Raw genomic sequence first — 14885 nt, forward strand, 5'->3', positions numbered from 1 at the left:
CGACTACTGTCACACCCGTACGGGCGAGCACCCCTTACAACGACCTACCCAGGGGCGCGGGGAACTGCGCGACCAGCCACACACAACCCGCAGCCGCCCGACAAGCGGCACCCCCCACCCCCGTGGGCCCTACGGCTCCAGCAAGCGCGGCGACAACGCCCCGCAGGGCACCAGCTCCAGCTCGGCCCCCGCGTCCCGCAGGTCCGTCAGCACGAGCTCGTCGTACATCAACAGCCCCGACTGCTCCGGCCACATGACCGCCCACAGCCACATCCCCAGCGCCTCACCGGCGAACACGGCACGGTCGTCGGGCGTACCCGACACATGCCACAGCGGCGTGGGGCGCCCGGCGGCGAGGACCTTGGCCTGGGGCGGCTTCTCGACGTTCATGTAGGACCCCGGGTCCGGGCCGTCGATGCCCGCGTAGCGCGCACCGAGACCGACGCCCAGCTCCTCCGCGACCAGGATCATCTCGCCCATGCCACCGAGCGGTCCGGGCCCGGAGCAGGCCACGACGCTTCCTCTGCCCCCGCTGCGGTCGTCACCCGCGCTGGCGACTCCGGTGAACAGCCAGCCGATCGGGAGCGGCCACGGCATCCACACCGGCACCTGCGTGCGATGCACCACCACACCGAGGGCCTCGACGCTGGGCGGGATCACGGGCTGCACCGGATGCACGGTGCCGTGCACATCGCATTGCCAGGTGTCGGCGAAGAGTCCGGGAGCCCTGACCCGGCCACCACACTTCGGGCAACTGGGTTCGCCCCTCATAGGCCCCCACGGTCCTACCCCTTGTGCGCCACGTCAAGGACGATCACCCATCCGGACCGAACGGCACAGGAAACCCGGATCCCGCCAAGATAGATGTAGCTTGCATTAATTAGCATGGCTAACTTATTCTGTGTATCGACCAACCACCTCAGTCCGGATTGGAGAACGGTATGGATCCCTTCGACGCGGGAGCGGGCGGCCTACTGCGACAGCCGCGGGCCGTGTGGGCGACCGCCGGCGCGTCCGTCGTCGCCTTCATGGGCATCGGACTCGTCGACCCGATCCTGCCGTCCATCGCGGGCGGCCTGAACGCCACGCCCGGCCAGGTCTCCCTGCTCTTCACCTCGTACTTCCTCATCACCGCCGTCGCGATGCTGCTCACCGGCTTCGTCTCCAGCCGGATCGGCGGCCGCAGGACACTGCTGCTCGGCCTCGCGTTCGTCGTGGTCTTCGCCGGGCTCGCGGGCACGTCCGGATCGGTCGGCGAACTGGTCGGGTTCCGGGCCGGCTGGGGGCTCGGCAACGCGCTCTTCGTCTCCACCGCCCTCGCGGTCATCGTCGGCGCGGCGGCCGGCGGCAGCTCGGCGGCGATCCTGCTCTACGAGTCCGCCCTCGGCCTCGGCATGGCGTGCGGGCCGCTCCTGGGCGCCCTGCTCGGCGACGCCAGCTGGCGCTACCCGTTCTTCGGCACGGCCTTCCTGATGGCCGTCGGCTTCCTGTGCATCGCGGCGTTCCTCAAGGAGCAGCCGAAGCCGGCCCGCAAGACCTCGCTGCTGGACCCGCTCAAGGCGCTCGGCCACGGCGGTCTGGCGTCCGCGGCGGTCTCGGCGTTCTTCTACAACTACACGTTCTTCACCGTGCTGGCCTTCACGCCGTTCGTGCTGAACATGAGCCCGTACCGGTCGGGCGCGGTGTTCTTCGCCTGGGGTGTGCTGCTGGCGGTGTTCTCGGTCGTCGTGGCGCCGCGCATGCAGAGGCGGTTCGGTTCACTGAAGGTGCTCGGCGGGTCGCTGGTGCTGCTCGCGGCGGACGTGCTGGTCCTCGGCTACGGCGACCACGCCACCGCCGTCGTCTGCACGATCCTGTCCGGCGCGTTCATCGGCGTGAACAACACCGTCTACACGGAGCTGGCGCTCGGCGTCTCGGACGCGCCGCGCCCGGTGGCGAGCGCCGGCTACAACTTCGTGCGGTGGTTCGCCGCGGCGGCGGCGCCCTACTTCGCGCCCCGGATCGAGGAGTGGACCGGCAGCCCGCGCGTCCCGTTCGTCGTGGCCGCGGTCACCGCCGTGGCGGGCGCGCTCGTGGTCGTCGTACGGCGCAGGGCACTCACCGGCGAGGCCGAGGAACTGGAGACGAAGCACGCGACGGAGGACAGCGTCACCGTCTTCGCCAACTGACGCTTTTCAGCCACCGGTTGGTGAGGTTCCTCACTCCAGCGGTACGGACCTGCGGGCGGGATCCCTCAGGTCCGTGCCGTTCGTGAGCCAGCGCTCCTGGAGGGCCTGGGCGCCGTGCACCCGCTTCCAGGCCGCCTCGTTCGGCGTCATGGGGAGCAGCGGCAGAAAGCGCACGGGGTCGAGGGGCTCGTCGAGCTCCAGGTCCTCGACCAGGCCGCCCGGCTCGGCGACCAGGACCGAGGTGAACGGGGCGCCGGGCCACAGCGGTTCACCGACGTCCAGCGAGGCGCCCGGGGCCACGATCAGGCCCTCCACCTGCGGGGAAGCGGCGAGCACGGCGAGCGGGCGGAGCACCTTGTCGGTGTCGGCGATTCCGGCGCGCACCGAGAGGACCAGCTCGGCGCGGGCGCCCTTGACGGGGTCGGCGACCACCGCGGTGGGGTCGTTCATGGGCTGCGCGGACATGCCGAGCGTGGCGTAGCGGACGATGTCGCCCGCCTGGAAACGGAGCACCTCGACGCGGTCCGTACCGAGGAAGGTGACCGCCGCACGGGCGCCCGGTTCGCCCAGCGCGGTGCGCAACCGGGCCTCGACCAGAGGAAGAACATCAGCCATGCCGCGAGCATAGAACTCGTCAGTACCCGGCAAAGCAGCGCCTTGACACTTCAGTCGGCTGATACTCTTGCCCGGTGTTCGGGACAGCACGCAGAAGCGTCGCGATCGAGTCCCGACGCCGCTGAAAACTCCCCTACGGGGAACCCCGAAAGGGGTATGGAACGTCCCTCACGAGGGACCGGCCGGAGGAGGTGGGGCTGTCATGGATCGAAGTCGACCGTGCAGTACCACTCGCTCTTCCCGCCGCTGATGTAGCTGATCCGGCTGTTCCGCTCCGGCTGACCGCCGTCCTTTCACGCTCGCGTCCTCCCACGGAAGAGCACTTCGTTTCGCTTTGCCTGATCGGTCTGATCTGAATCAGCAACGAAGCCCACCACCGCAACGGTGCGGTGCTCCCCGCTTTGTGGACGTGCCAAACATCCTGAGGTCAGGACGTCCCCATTCCGGGCAGTTCCAGCCGTGCTGCGGCCCTCCGAGCTTCGTTGCCCGTTGCGAAGGAGCCTGCTCATGTCGATGATTCGAGACCTGCGCGCCGTGGTCCGTCCGGCCCGTACGTCGCTGCGCAAGGACAGCGGGGCCTACGACACCACCCGCGACCCCGCGACCCCCTCGGCCGTCGTCGACTGCGCCGTCTACCGTGACGGCCGCCGTCTGGAGACCGACAAGCCGCTCACCCCGCACGAGGCGATGCGCCGGGTGCGGCGCGACGGCGGCTTCGTCTGGATCGGGCTGCACGAGCCCACCGAGGCCGAATTCTCCGGTATCGCGGGCGAGTTCGGGCTGCACCCGCTGGCCGTCGAGGACGCGGTGCAGGCGCACCAGCGGCCCAAGCTGGAGCGCTACGACGACTCCCTGTTCACCGTCTTCAAGACCATCCACTACGTCGAGCACGACGAGCTCACCGCCAACAGCGAGGTCGTCGAGACCGGCGAGGTCATGTGCTTCACCGGCCGGGACTTCTTCATCACCGTCCGGCACGGCGGACAGGGCTCGCTGCGGGCGCTCAGGCACCGCCTCCAGGACGACCCCGAGCTGCTCGCCAAGGGCCCGTCGGCCGTGCTGCACGCCATCGCCGACCATGTCGTCGACGGGTACATCGCCGTCGCCGACGCGGTGCAGGACGACATCGACGAGGTGGAGACCGAGGTGTTCTCGCCGGGGCGCAAGGGCAGCCCGCGCGGCACGGACGCCGGCCGGATCTACCAACTCAAGCGTGAGGTGCTGGAGTTCAAGCGGGCCGTGTCGCCGCTGCTGCGGCCCATGCAGCTGCTGAGCGAGCGTCCGATGCGGCTGATCGACCCCGACATCCAGAAGTACTTCCGGGACGTCGCCGACCATGTCGCCCGTGTGCACGAGCAGGTCATCGGCTTCGACGAGCTCCTCAACTCGATCCTCCAGGCCAACCTCGCCCAGGCGTCCGTCGCGCAGAACGAGGACATGCGGAAGATCACGTCGTGGGCCGCGATCATCGCCGTACCGACGATGGTGTGCGGTGTGTACGGCATGAACTTCGACTACATGCCGGAGACGCACTGGAAGTACGGCTACCCGGTGATCCTCAGCGTCACGGTGGCGATCTGTCTCGGCATCCACCGCACGCTGAAGCGCAACGGCTGGCTCTGAGCGGTCCCGGCCGGTCCGGCGGCGCTGGATAGTCTTGGGGGCATGACAAGCGAGCTGCTCGACCAGGCCCTCGTCGAGGAGGCCACCAAGAAGTCCGGCCTCATCTGGGTCAGGGGACCCGGTTCCCCGGCGCGGGCGCTGTGGCACGCGTGGCACGAGGGTGCGGCGTGTGTCGTCGGCGACGGTCCCGGTGAGCAGCCGCTGCCGGGGCTGGCCGACGGGGCCGTGGCCGAGGTGACGGTCCGCAGCAAGGACAAGGGCGGCCGGCTGGTCTCCTGGACGGCGAAGGTCGTCGAGCTCGGGGCGGGCTCCGAGCAGTGGGAGGCGACCGTCGCCGAGCTCAAGGGCAAGCGCCTGAACGCGCCCGACGGCGAGGCGATGCCCGGGCGCTGGGCGCGCGAGTGCCGGGTGCTGCGGCTGGAGCCGACGGGGGCCCTCGGAGCGCTGCCGGACGGCTCCCTGGCCGAGGCACCGCTGCCGTCGGCGGCGACGACGCGCAGGCCGATCCCGGCGGGGCTGCCGCGGCTGCTGCTGAAGAGGAAACGGAGCTCTTCGCGATAGGCCGTCGATCGTCTGCCGCGCCATCGTGGCTGGTCGCGCGCACGCGGCGGAGCCGCATATCGATACAGCCCCGCGCCCCTATGGGGCGCGACTACGACGTCGGCAGTTGCCTGCCGTAGTCCACCGTGTCGCCCTTCTTCGGCTTCTCCAGGGCGAAGTCCTTGCCCCAGTCGGAGAAGGTCAGGGTGCCTCCGTCGCCCGCCCGGGTCAGCAGCAGGGGGTACGGGTCGCCCTCCAGGGAGACGTCGAGGGTGCCGCCCGAGCCCTTGTCGCCGGCGATGCGGATGGTGCGGACGCCCGCCTGCTCGTGCCGGCCGTCGGCGGCCACCTTGCCGTGCAGCGTCAGCAGGCCCTCGAGGAGCACGTCCTTGTCCGTGAAGCCGCTGAACTTCTTGTACGCCGGGTCGCCCTGCGGCACCCGCACGTACTTGCCGTTCAGCTTGTCCACGGCCCCGGCGTCCGCCTTGCCGTCGTTGCCCGCGTCGCTCCAGAAGCCGGAGTCGGCCTTCAGATACAGCTGCTCGCCGATCCGCAGCAGCTGGAAGGTGGACCCCTGCGCGGTGAGCGACCCCGTCGCCCCGTCGGACTTCAGCTGCATGTCGAGCTTGTAGGTGCGCCCGCTGGTGACCAGGTTCCCCGACAGGTGCACCGCTTCGGCGGTGTCCGCCGCCGTACGGGCCTTGCGCTGGATCTCGGCGACCGGCAGCTTGCCGACCCCGTTGGTGCCCTCGTCCGGGTCCTCACTGCATCCCGTCAGTCCCGTTCCCGACACGACCAGGGCGCAGATGGCGGTCACCAGCGCGGCCCGGCGAGTACGACCCTGGGGAATCGCAGTCACAGGTGGGGCTGCCTTTCTGTCGTGGGACCTGAGCGGCGTACGGCAGCGTACCCGCACGTCACCCCCCGGGCGGAGCCGGTCCGTCCGGACCTCTCACCAGGGCGTATCGGATCCGGACGGGCTAGCCTGAAGCCCACCCGAGCGGGCAATTCGACAAAAGGCGGCACGGCAGCGCAGCCTCGACAGCAACACGCACACCCGGCACGAAAAGGAGCCTCAGCCATGGCAGCCGGCGCTCCCCGGATCTTCGTCTCGCATCTCGCCGGTATCGCCGTCTTCGACCCGAACGGTGACCAGGTGGGCCGCGTCCGCGATCTGGTCGTCATGCTCCGGGTCGGCCGGCGTCCCCCGCGGCTGCTCGGCCTCGTCGTCGAACTCTCCACCCGGCGCCGAATCTTCCTGCCCATGACCCGCGTGACCGGCATCGAGTCCGGCCAGGTCATCACCACCGGCGTGCTCAACGTCCGGCGCTTCGAGCAGCGCCCCACCGAGCGCCTCGTCTTCGGCGAGCTCCTCGACCGGCGCGTCACCCTCGTCGAGACCGGCGAGGAGGTCACCGTCCTCGATCTGTCGGTCGGACAGCTCCCGGCCCGCCGGGACTGGGAGATCGACAAGGTCTTCGTGCGCAAGGGCGGCCGGAGCGGTCCGCTGCGGCGCGCGAAGGGCGAGTCGCTGACCGTGGAGTGGTCCGCCGTCACCGGCTTCTCCCTGGAGGAGCAGGGCCAGGGCGCGGAGAGCCTCCTGGCCACCTTCGAGCAGCTGCGGCCCGCCGACCTCGCCAACGTCCTGCACCACCTCTCCCCCAAGCGCCGCGCCGAGGTCGCCGCCGCCCTCGACGACGACCGACTGGCCGACGTCCTGGAGGAGCTCCCCGAGGACGACCAGATCGAGATCCTCGGCAAGCTGAAGCAGGAACGCGCCGCCGACGTCCTGGAGGCCATGGACCCGGACGACGCGGCCGACCTGCTCGGCGAGCTCCCGACGGACGAGCAGGAGCGGCTGCTGAGCCTGATGCAGCCCGCCGACGCGGCCGACATGCGCCGGCTGATGGCGTACGAGGAGCACACGGCCGGCGGTCTGATGACGACCGAGCCGATCATCCTGCGCCCGGACGCCACCGTCGCCGACGCCCTCGCCCGGGTCCGCAACCCCGACCTGTCCCCGGCCCTCGCCGCCCAGGTCTACGTCTGCCGCCCGCCCGACGAGACGCCCACCGGCAAGTACCTCGGCACGGTCCACTTCCAGCGCCTGCTGCGCGACCCGCCGTACACGCTGGTCAGCGCGCTGCTCGACGAGGCGCTCGAAGCGCTGGAGCCGGATGCCGCGCTGCCTGTCGTCGCCGGGTTCTTCGCGACGTACGACATGGTCGCGGCCCCGGTCGTGGACGACTCGGGGTCGCTGCTGGGGGCGGTGACCGTCGACGACGTGCTGGACCATCTGCTGCCCGAGGACTGGCGGGAGACGGAGTTCCATCTGGACGAGGACGCGGGCCAGGGGGTGTCGGGGCATGGCGCATGAGCGCGAGGGCACACGCGAGCGCACGGCCTCGGGCGCCACCGCGGCCTCCCGTGCGCCCCGCACGCGCCTCGACCAACCCCGTCCGCCGCGCCGCCGGCTCCTGCCCGAATGGGACCCGGAGGCCTTCGGACGGCTCTCGGAGCGCATCGCGCGCTTCCTGGGCACCGGGCGGTTCATCGTCTGGATGACGATCGTCATCATCATGTGGGTGCTGTGGAACATCTTCGCGCCCGGCGAGCTGAAGTTCGACGAGTACCCGTTCATCTTCCTGACCCTGATGCTCTCGCTCCAGGCCTCCTACGCCGCCCCGCTGATCCTGCTCGCGCAGAACCGGCAGGACGACCGCGACCGGGTCAACCTCGAACAGGACCGCAAGCAGAACGAGCGGTCCATCGCCGACACCGAGTACCTGACCCGCGAGATCGCCTCCCTGCGCATCGGCCTGGGCGAGGTCGCCACCCGCGACTGGATGCGCTCCGAGCTCCAGGATCTGATGAAGGAGCTGGAGGAGCGGGGCAACGGTCACCGCGAGGGCGGGGTATTCCCGGCGGATCGGTCGCGCGGACGTGACGTAGACGACCGCTGACAGCCTTTCCGGGGCATGGCTACCGGGCCGTACCATCGTCCTATGGCTACGGAAGACGCGGTGCGCGAGGCACTGGCGACGGTGAACGACCCCGAGATCAACCGCCCCATCACGGAACTCGGGATGGTCAAGTCGGTGGAGATCGGTGCGGACGGTACGGTCGCGGTCACCGTGTACCTGACGGTCTCCGGCTGCCCGATGCGCGAGACGATCACGCAGCGCGTGACGGACGCCGTCTCCGCGGTCGAGGGCGTCACCGGCGTCGACGTCACGCTGGACGTGATGAGCGACGAGCAGCGCAAGGAGCTGGCGAACGCCCTGCGCGGCGGCCAGGCCGAGCGCGAGGTCCCCTTCGCCAAGCCCGGCTCGCTGACCCGCGTGTACGCGGTCGCCTCCGGCAAGGGCGGCGTCGGCAAGTCCTCCGTCACGGTCAACCTGGCGGCGGCGATGGCGGCCGACGGCCTCAAGGTGGGCGTCGTCGACGCCGACATCTACGGCCACAGCGTGCCGCGCATGCTGGGTGCCGACGGGCGTCCGACCCAGGTCGAGAACATGATCATGCCGCCGTCCGCGAACGGCGTGAAGGTCATCTCCATCGGCATGTTCACCCCGGGCAACGCACCGGTCGTCTGGCGCGGCCCGATGCTCCACCGCGCCCTCCAGCAGTTCCTGGCGGACGTGTACTGGGGCGACCTGGACGTCCTGCTCCTGGACCTGCCGCCCGGCACCGGTGACATCGCGATCTCCGTCGCCCAGCTGGTCCCGAACGCCGAGATCCTGGTCGTGACGACCCCGCAGCAGGCCGCCGCCGAGGTCGCCGAGCGGGCCGGCTCGATCGCCGTCCAGACCCACCAGAAGATCGTCGGCGTGGTCGAGAACATGTCCGGCCTGCCCTGCCCGCACTGCGGCGAGATGGTCGACGTCTTCGGCACCGGCGGCGGCCAGACGGTCGCCGACGGCCTCACCCGCACGACCGGCGCGAACGTCCCGGTCCTCGGCAGCATCCCGATCGACGTCCGCCTGCGCGAGGGCGGCGACGACGGCAAGCCGGTCGTCCTGACGGACCCGGACAGCCCGGCGGGCTCGGCCCTGCGCTCGATCGCGGGCAAGCTCGGCGGCCGTCAGAGGGGCCTGTCGGGCATGTCCCTGGGCATCACGCCGCGCAACAAGTTCTAGGACCTCCACACGGCGAAGGGGCGCCGAATCCACCGGCGCCCCTCACATCGGCCCAGCCCCGCCGGCTAGGCGTACGCGCTGATGTCCTTGACCACGGCGAACCCGAGCCCGTACGCGCTCATTCCCCGCCCGTACGCACCCACGTGCACCCCGGCCTGAGTGGACCCGGCCAGCACCCAGCCGAACTCGGACTCGCGGTAGTGGAAGGGCGTCGGCACCCCGTCGACCGGCAGGGACAGCGTCGACCACGCCGACCCGGCGAGATCGTCGGCCAGCGCCCACGCCGTCTCCGTCTGCTGCTCCAGCCAGTCGTCCCGCAGCGTGTGGTCCATCTGACCCGGCCACGTGAACGTCAGCAGCCCGACGCCCGCGAGCCACGCCGCCGAGGACACCGAGGTGGCCTCCAGCAGCCCCGTGCCGTCGGCGCTGCGCCGGGACGGATTCGCGGCGACGGTCACCACGACCGCGAACTTCTCCCGGTCCTCGGTCGCCTCGTTGCGCACGGAGGGCTCGTCCCCGTGCCCGATCGATCCGTGTTCCACGGCCCCGTCGGCCGCCGTTCCGACCTGCATCAGCCAGCGCGGCCCCGTGAAGGCCTCATCGAGGCCGTACCACGGGAAGGGCGCCAGCAGATAGCCGTCGACCGTGCGCCGGGCAGAAGGGACGTGCTGTCCGCTCTCCGCGGCCGGTTCCTGCGCGACTGCGCGACTAGTCGTCTGACTCGTCGTCTCCATGTGCCCGGACGCCTCCTCGTTCTGGCCGGACCAGCCCGGCCCGCCCCCCTTCGGGCGTACTCGTCCGGTCCGCACAACAACTCGGCAGCATAGCCACACCGCTTCGAGCAGCATGGAAAGCGCCCGGCGCGTAGGGCGCACGGAGGGCGGGATCAGGCCGTGTGCGACCCGGGCGGAGTATGAGAAGCGTCACGTACGGGTGCCGACCGCTCCCGTGTTCGTACGGCTCAGGTGGCGTCCGCGTCGTAGGGCGGGCGCTCCTCGCGAGGGCTCTCGGGCTTCTTCGTCATGTCGATGCTGCCGCCGGAGGACCCGGACGACGAGGAGGACGACGAATCCGATTCACGGCTGTGCACGGCGTCGGTGACCTCGGCCATCTCCTTCTTGAGGTCGAAGCCGTTGCGGATCTCCTTGAGCCCCAGTTCGTCGTTGTCCAGCTGCTTGCGGATGAACGTCTTGGGGTTGAGGTCCTCGAACTCGAAGTCCTTGAACTCCGGTCCGAGTTCCTGCCGGATGTCCTCTTTCGCGCTCTCCGAGAACTCGCGGATCTTACGGATCGTCCGCGTGACGTCCTGGATCAGTTTCGGGAGCTTGTCCGGACCGAAGACGAGCACGGCGAGGACGATGAGCGTCACCAGCTCGAGCGGTCCTATGTCATTGAACACCTGAAGCTCCTTGCGATGTCCTCGGTCGGCTCCACGGTACCCGGCGATCCGCTACGACCGGTACTGTCCCGAGCCCTCCGAATGCGTGTGGGCGTGCGGTTTTCCGGGTTGTTTGCCTTGTCAGGGCCTCAATACGGCGGTGACACGGCTCACGCTGAGAGGTTTCTGTGACTTCGGTCCCCGCTCAGCCTCCGCTCGACGAGCCCAGCGTCAGGGAGATCGTGACCTCCTTGCCGCCGCGCTTCAGCGTCAGCTTCAGCCGGTCGCCGGGGCGGTGGGCACGGGTCTTGACGATGAGTTCCTCACCGGAGTGCACGCGCTGCCCGTCGACCTCGGTGATGACGTCGCCGGGTTTGATGCCGGCCTTGTCGCCGGGACCGCCGCCGGTGACCGCGGAGCCGCCGTCGCTGCCCTTGGTGCCCACGCGGGCCCCGTCGCCCGCGTAGTCCATGTCGAGGGTGACGCCGATGACCGGGTGCGTCGCGTGGCCGGTGTTGATCAGCTCCTCGGCAACGCGCCTGGCCTGGTTCACCGGGATGGCGAAGCCGAGGCCGATGGAGCCGGCCTGGGCGCCTTCGAGGTCGGATCCGGTGTCGGCGGAACGGATCGCGGAGTTGATGCCGACGACCCGGGCCCGGGCGTCGAGGAGGGGGCCGCCGGAGTTGCCGGGGTTGATGGGCGCGTCGGTCTGCAACGCGTCCACGTACGACACGTCGCTTCCGTCGCCGCCCTCGCCGCCGGCCGTGATGGGCCGCTCCTTGGCGCTGATGATGCCGGAGGTGACGGTGCCCTCCAGGTCGAACGGGGCGCCGATGGCGACGACCGGGTCGCCGACCTGGACGTTGTCGGAGTTGCCGAGCGGCAGGGGCTTCAGGCCGCTGACGCCGCTGACCTTGACGACGGCGAGGTCGTAGCCGCTGTCGCGGCCGACGACGGTGGCCTTGGCGGTGTCGCCGCTGTGGAAGGTCACGGATATCTCGCCGTCGTCGCCCGCGGGTTCGACGACGTGGTTGTTGGTGAGGATGTGCCCCCGGTCGTCGAGCACGAAGCCGGTGCCGGTGCCCTGCGCCTCGCGTCCGCTCACATGGAGGGTCACGACACTGGGCAGTGCGCGGGCCGCGATCCCGGCGACGCTGTCCGGTGCCCGTCCGACGGGCTCGGTCCCGGCCTGCGGCAGCTCGATGCCACCCATGCCGCCGTTGCGCTCCAGATACGCCCCCACGGCCCCGCCGATGCCACCGGACACGAGCGCCAGCACCAACGCCCCGACGAACAACACCTTCTTCGCCCGCTTACGCCGCTGCTCCTTGCTGGCGACGGCGGCCCCGTTCTGCTGGAGGGGCGAGACCGGGAGTGCCGCGAGGGCCCAGGGGTCGTAGTTTTGCCAGGGGTTGGCGGGGGGCGGGGTGTCGGTGGAGGTCGGTGTCCGGGTGGGAGTGGAGGTGGCCGTGGGGCCGGGTTGATCAAGAGTGGCTGGAATTGGGGGGTGGGGCGAGGGCTGGGTGGGGATGGCGGGGGGCGCAGGTGCCGTGTGAGCCGTCTCCCGAGGCGCAGCCTGGGCCGGAATGACAGGGGCCGCGGCGGGGGCCTCCTGGGCGGGGACGACGGGAGCCGGGACGGAAGCGCCGGCCGTCGTCGGCTGCTGCGCTGCCGCGGGCGGCATCGGTCCGGCCGACGTCCCGTGGGCGGGCGTCGACGGCTGTACGGCCGTCCCGTGGGCCGGTGTCGTCACCGGGTGCTGGACCGGCGGTGCGGGCGCCCAGGGGCCGGGCTCGCCGTAGGGCGGGGTGCTGTAGGGGTCGGGATCGTGGAGGGGCTTGGGGTGTTCCGCCACGGCCGGCCTGGCCAGCTCGAAGTCGCCCTCGTTGGGGGCCGTGTCGCCCACGGCGTCCGCAGCGGGCCGAAGCTCGAAGTCACCGTCGGCAGAGGCGCTGCTCTCCCCGGCCCCGCTCGCCGCCGGCCGCGCCAGCTCGAAGTCACCGTCGGCGGAGACGGCGTCACCTGCACGCGCGGCAGCGGGCCGCAGTTCGAAGTCGCCGTCCCGGTCCCGCGTGCCCTCAGGTGCCGTCACCGGCATCGGCTCGTCCGGCGTGGGTGTCGTCCCGTCCGCCCGGCCCGAGGCCTCCTGCGGTCGAGGTCGGTTCCACCACTTCGCCTTCGCGGGCTTCCCCTCGTTCATGTTCTGCTTCCTGCTCGCTGCCGACCGATGCTCGAGTAGGAAGCGGGCCCTGCGAAGAACCCCGCCCTGTCGCGATCCCTGGTTCCCCCGCAGGCCGCCACCGGGAGATGTCCCGGCGCTCTGATTGCCTACTCGACACTGCGCTGTCGCGCTCGGCCTCCCTCGGGAAACCGGCGACTTCGTGCTACCTCCCCCACCCCGCACGCGGCGACAACGGCGACCGCGGTGCCTCTACTCCGCGCCCGGCCCGCAGGGCGCGGCGCGCGGCCCACCCCGGATTCAATCAGGTTCGTGGGCCGCTGCGCAGAGGCCGGTCAGCGGTTGGTGGCCGAGGAGGCGGAGGGGGACGACGACGCGTCGGGGACGGGTGCGGCGAGCAGACCCGGGGTCGCGGTGATCCCGGTGTCCGAGGACCAGGCGGTCAGGGTGAGCGGCGGGGTCTCACCGAGCGGACGTATCAGCGGGGACATGGCGGCCGCGCCGGCCATCACGGGTGCCGTCAGGGTGTGCACGTCCTGGTCGGCGCCCCGGTCCGGCATCCCGGGCAGGAGCGGGGCCGACACCTCGGTCGAGGCGGCCGGGCTGTCGAGGTTGCGCTGGCCCTGTCCCTGCGCGAGCAGGGGGCCCGCCCCGCGGCGGCGCTGGTTCTCGGGCGCGGTCGCGGCACCGGTGCCCTGCGTCCGCGCCGGTGTCACATTGCTGCCGCCGGAGCCGCCGCGGGCCTCCGTGTCGGTGGGCGCGCTGGTCGTGACGCCGCCCAGCGCGATCGCGGCCAGCGACACCGCGCCCGCCGCGACGAACGCGAACCGCATGCGCGAGGACGCGGAGCGATCGGTGTCGGGACGGCCCACGGGGTGGGTGCGGAAGCCGCGGTCGGAGGCGGGGAACGCCGGGGGGTGCGAGCCCGCGGGGACATATCCGAACTCGAAGCCCTCGCCGCGCTTCACACCGAAGGCCCCGGCGGTGCCGGGCCGGCCGGACAGTCCGCCGAATCCACCCCCGCCCAGCGGCGAGCCGCCGCCGTCCAGGTCGCCTCCCCCTGGGAGGCCCTGAAGGCGGGCGAGGAAGCTCTCGGAGGGAGGCGGCGGGGCCGCCTCCGCGAAGACGTTCTTCAGCCGGCGCTGCGCGTCGACCTCGGACTTGCACTTGGCGCAGGTCGCCACATGGGCGAGAACCCGCTCGCGCGTCTCATGACCGAGCTCTCCGTCGACGAGGGCGGAGAGTCGGTCGCCTAGGTGCTGCTCGGCCAGGAGTCGTTCGGCCGGATTGGGTCGGGAGCCACTCACGCGGGCGCGCCCCCTCCCCCCAGTGCGGCCACACGCGGCACGAAGGAGCGGCGCTCGGCGCGCGCCTCCGGCGACCGGTGGGCGAGGGCCTTGCGCAGCTGCGAGCGGCCCCGGTGGATACGGGAGCGGACGGTGCCGAGCTTGACGCCGAGGGTCGCGGCGATCTCCTCGTACGAAAGTCCTTCGATGTCGCACAGGACGACGGCGGCCCGGAACTCGGGCGCGAGGGTGTCGAGGGCCTGCTGGACGTCCGCGTCGAAGTGGGCGTCGTTGAAGACCTGCTGCGGCGTGGGCTCCTTGCTGGGCAGTCGCTCGGCCGCGTCCTCCCCGAGCGCGTCGAAGCGGATGCGCTGCTTACGGCGGACCATGTCCAGGAAGAGGTTGGTGGTGATGCGGTGCAGCCAGCCCTCGAAGGTGCCCGGCGTGTACGTCGACAGGGACCGGAAGACACGGACGAAGACCTCCTGGGTGAGGTCCTCGGCGTCGTGCTGGTTGCCGGTCAGGCGGTACGCCAGTCGGTAGACGCGGCCGCTGTGCGTGCTGACGATCTCCTCCCAGGTGGGCGGAGTCCACGCCTGCCCGTCCGCGTCGGTGGAGAAGGTCGCGGTCTGGGCGAAGTCGCCGGCGTGACTGTGGTCAGCGGTGTCGTTCACGGATTTCGGCCTGCCCGCCGATCCGAGGAAGCGCCGTAGCACTCCTCCCCGATCCACAGGCGCAGCCGCACCTCCCCTGTCGGCTCTGGTGGTGTCCAGTGGAGCCCCTACCATAGCCACCTCGCCCGTTAGCTCCGGATAAGCGGTTTTACGAGAATTTGATCTGGGCCGGGACGGCTGGTGCGCCCGCGTCGGCGCCTGCTCACGGCCCTGCTCGTCGTCGTGATCCAACTGTGTCCCCCCGCTCGTCTTCCCACCCCTCTAAACGCGCGGTCCCATCTGC

The 14885-nt window shown here is 71.0% G+C and carries 14 protein-coding genes; 6 read left to right on the forward strand and 8 right to left on the reverse strand.

Going from position 1 to position 14885, the window contains the following annotated elements; translation table 11 throughout:
- Positions 1-129: 129 nt before the first annotated feature.
- Positions 130-771, reverse strand: a complete 642-nt coding sequence (locus CP983_RS14945; protein ID WP_030946705.1) for a DUF6758 family protein — start codon at positions 769-771, stop codon at positions 130-132.
- 170 nt (positions 772-941) lie between these two features.
- On the opposite strand from CP983_RS14945, the gene CP983_RS14950 reads away from it, so the two are divergent.
- Positions 942-2168, forward strand: coding sequence for an MFS transporter (locus tag CP983_RS14950; RefSeq protein WP_150499865.1), 1227 nt, complete (start codon positions 942-944; stop codon positions 2166-2168).
- Positions 2169-2198: 30 nt separating this feature from the next.
- Here the strand turns inward: CP983_RS14950 and CP983_RS14955 are convergent, their stop codons facing one another.
- Positions 2199-2783 carry a suppressor of fused domain protein gene (locus CP983_RS14955; RefSeq protein WP_150499866.1) on the reverse strand — a complete coding sequence of 195 codons (585 nt, stop codon included), beginning with the start codon at positions 2781-2783 and terminating at the stop codon, positions 2199-2201.
- 507 nt (positions 2784-3290) lie between these two features.
- Between CP983_RS14955 and CP983_RS14960 the strand changes: the two genes are divergently transcribed.
- Both CP983_RS14960 and CP983_RS14965 read left to right on the forward strand, forming a co-directional pair.
- Complete coding sequence (locus CP983_RS14960; protein ID WP_107903117.1) at positions 3291-4406, forward strand: magnesium and cobalt transport protein CorA; 1116 nt, start codon at positions 3291-3293, stop codon at positions 4404-4406.
- 42 nt (positions 4407-4448) lie between these two features.
- A complete protein-coding gene (locus CP983_RS14965) occupies positions 4449-4967 on the forward strand; it encodes a hypothetical protein (RefSeq protein ID WP_150499867.1) in 519 nt (172 codons plus the stop codon).
- A gap of 91 nt (positions 4968-5058) precedes the next feature.
- Here CP983_RS14965 and CP983_RS14970 read toward each other — a convergent pair whose 3' ends face one another.
- A complete protein-coding gene (locus tag CP983_RS14970; protein WP_150499868.1) occupies positions 5059-5805 on the reverse strand; it encodes a hypothetical protein in 747 nt (248 codons plus the stop codon).
- A gap of 222 nt (positions 5806-6027) precedes the next feature.
- Here CP983_RS14970 and CP983_RS14975 point away from each other — a divergent pair, with 222 nt between their 5' ends.
- From CP983_RS14975 to CP983_RS14985, 3 genes are read left to right on the forward strand one after another with little or no spacing between them, the layout of a single operon-like run.
- Positions 6028-7323 (forward strand): magnesium transporter MgtE N-terminal domain-containing protein, encoded by a 1296-nt coding sequence (locus CP983_RS14975; RefSeq protein ID WP_150499869.1) that lies wholly within the window; start codon positions 6028-6030, stop codon positions 7321-7323.
- Positions 7313-7909 (forward strand): DUF1003 domain-containing protein, encoded by a 597-nt coding sequence (locus tag CP983_RS14980; protein WP_125527057.1) that lies wholly within the window; start codon positions 7313-7315, stop codon positions 7907-7909. The genes CP983_RS14975 and CP983_RS14980 overlap by 11 nt, the downstream gene beginning before the upstream one ends.
- A gap of 42 nt (positions 7910-7951) precedes the next feature.
- Positions 7952-9085 carry an Mrp/NBP35 family ATP-binding protein gene (locus tag CP983_RS14985; protein ID WP_107903127.1) on the forward strand — a complete coding sequence of 378 codons (1134 nt, stop codon included), beginning with the start codon at positions 7952-7954 and terminating at the stop codon, positions 9083-9085.
- Positions 9086-9150: 65 nt separating this feature from the next.
- Here CP983_RS14985 and CP983_RS14990 read toward each other — a convergent pair whose 3' ends face one another.
- From CP983_RS14990 to sigE, 5 genes are all read right to left on the reverse strand, one after another.
- On the reverse strand, positions 9151-9819 hold the full coding sequence (locus CP983_RS14990; protein ID WP_229914882.1) for a hypothetical protein: 669 nt from the start codon (positions 9817-9819) through the stop codon (positions 9151-9153).
- 227 nt (positions 9820-10046) lie between these two features.
- Positions 10047-10484, reverse strand: coding sequence for a sec-independent translocase (locus tag CP983_RS14995; protein ID WP_125527056.1), 438 nt, complete (start codon positions 10482-10484; stop codon positions 10047-10049).
- 184 nt (positions 10485-10668) lie between these two features.
- Complete coding sequence (locus CP983_RS15000) at positions 10669-12663, reverse strand: S1C family serine protease (protein ID WP_150499871.1); 1995 nt, start codon at positions 12661-12663, stop codon at positions 10669-10671.
- A 314-nt stretch (positions 12664-12977) separates the two neighbouring features.
- The gene (locus tag CP983_RS15005) at positions 12978-13949 is read right to left on the reverse strand and encodes an anti-sigma factor family protein (RefSeq protein WP_150499872.1); all 972 of its coding nucleotides are present in this window, start codon (positions 13947-13949) and stop codon (positions 12978-12980) included.
- A complete protein-coding gene (gene sigE / locus CP983_RS15010) occupies positions 13946-14644 on the reverse strand; it encodes an RNA polymerase sigma factor SigE (protein ID WP_125529651.1) in 699 nt (232 codons plus the stop codon). Before sigE ends, CP983_RS15005 begins: the two co-directional genes overlap by 4 nt.
- Positions 14645-14885 lie beyond the last annotated feature (241 nt).

The organism is Streptomyces chartreusis (genome assembly GCF_008704715.1).
GTDB classification, from domain to species: domain Bacteria; phylum Actinomycetota; class Actinomycetes; order Streptomycetales; family Streptomycetaceae; genus Streptomyces; species Streptomyces chartreusis.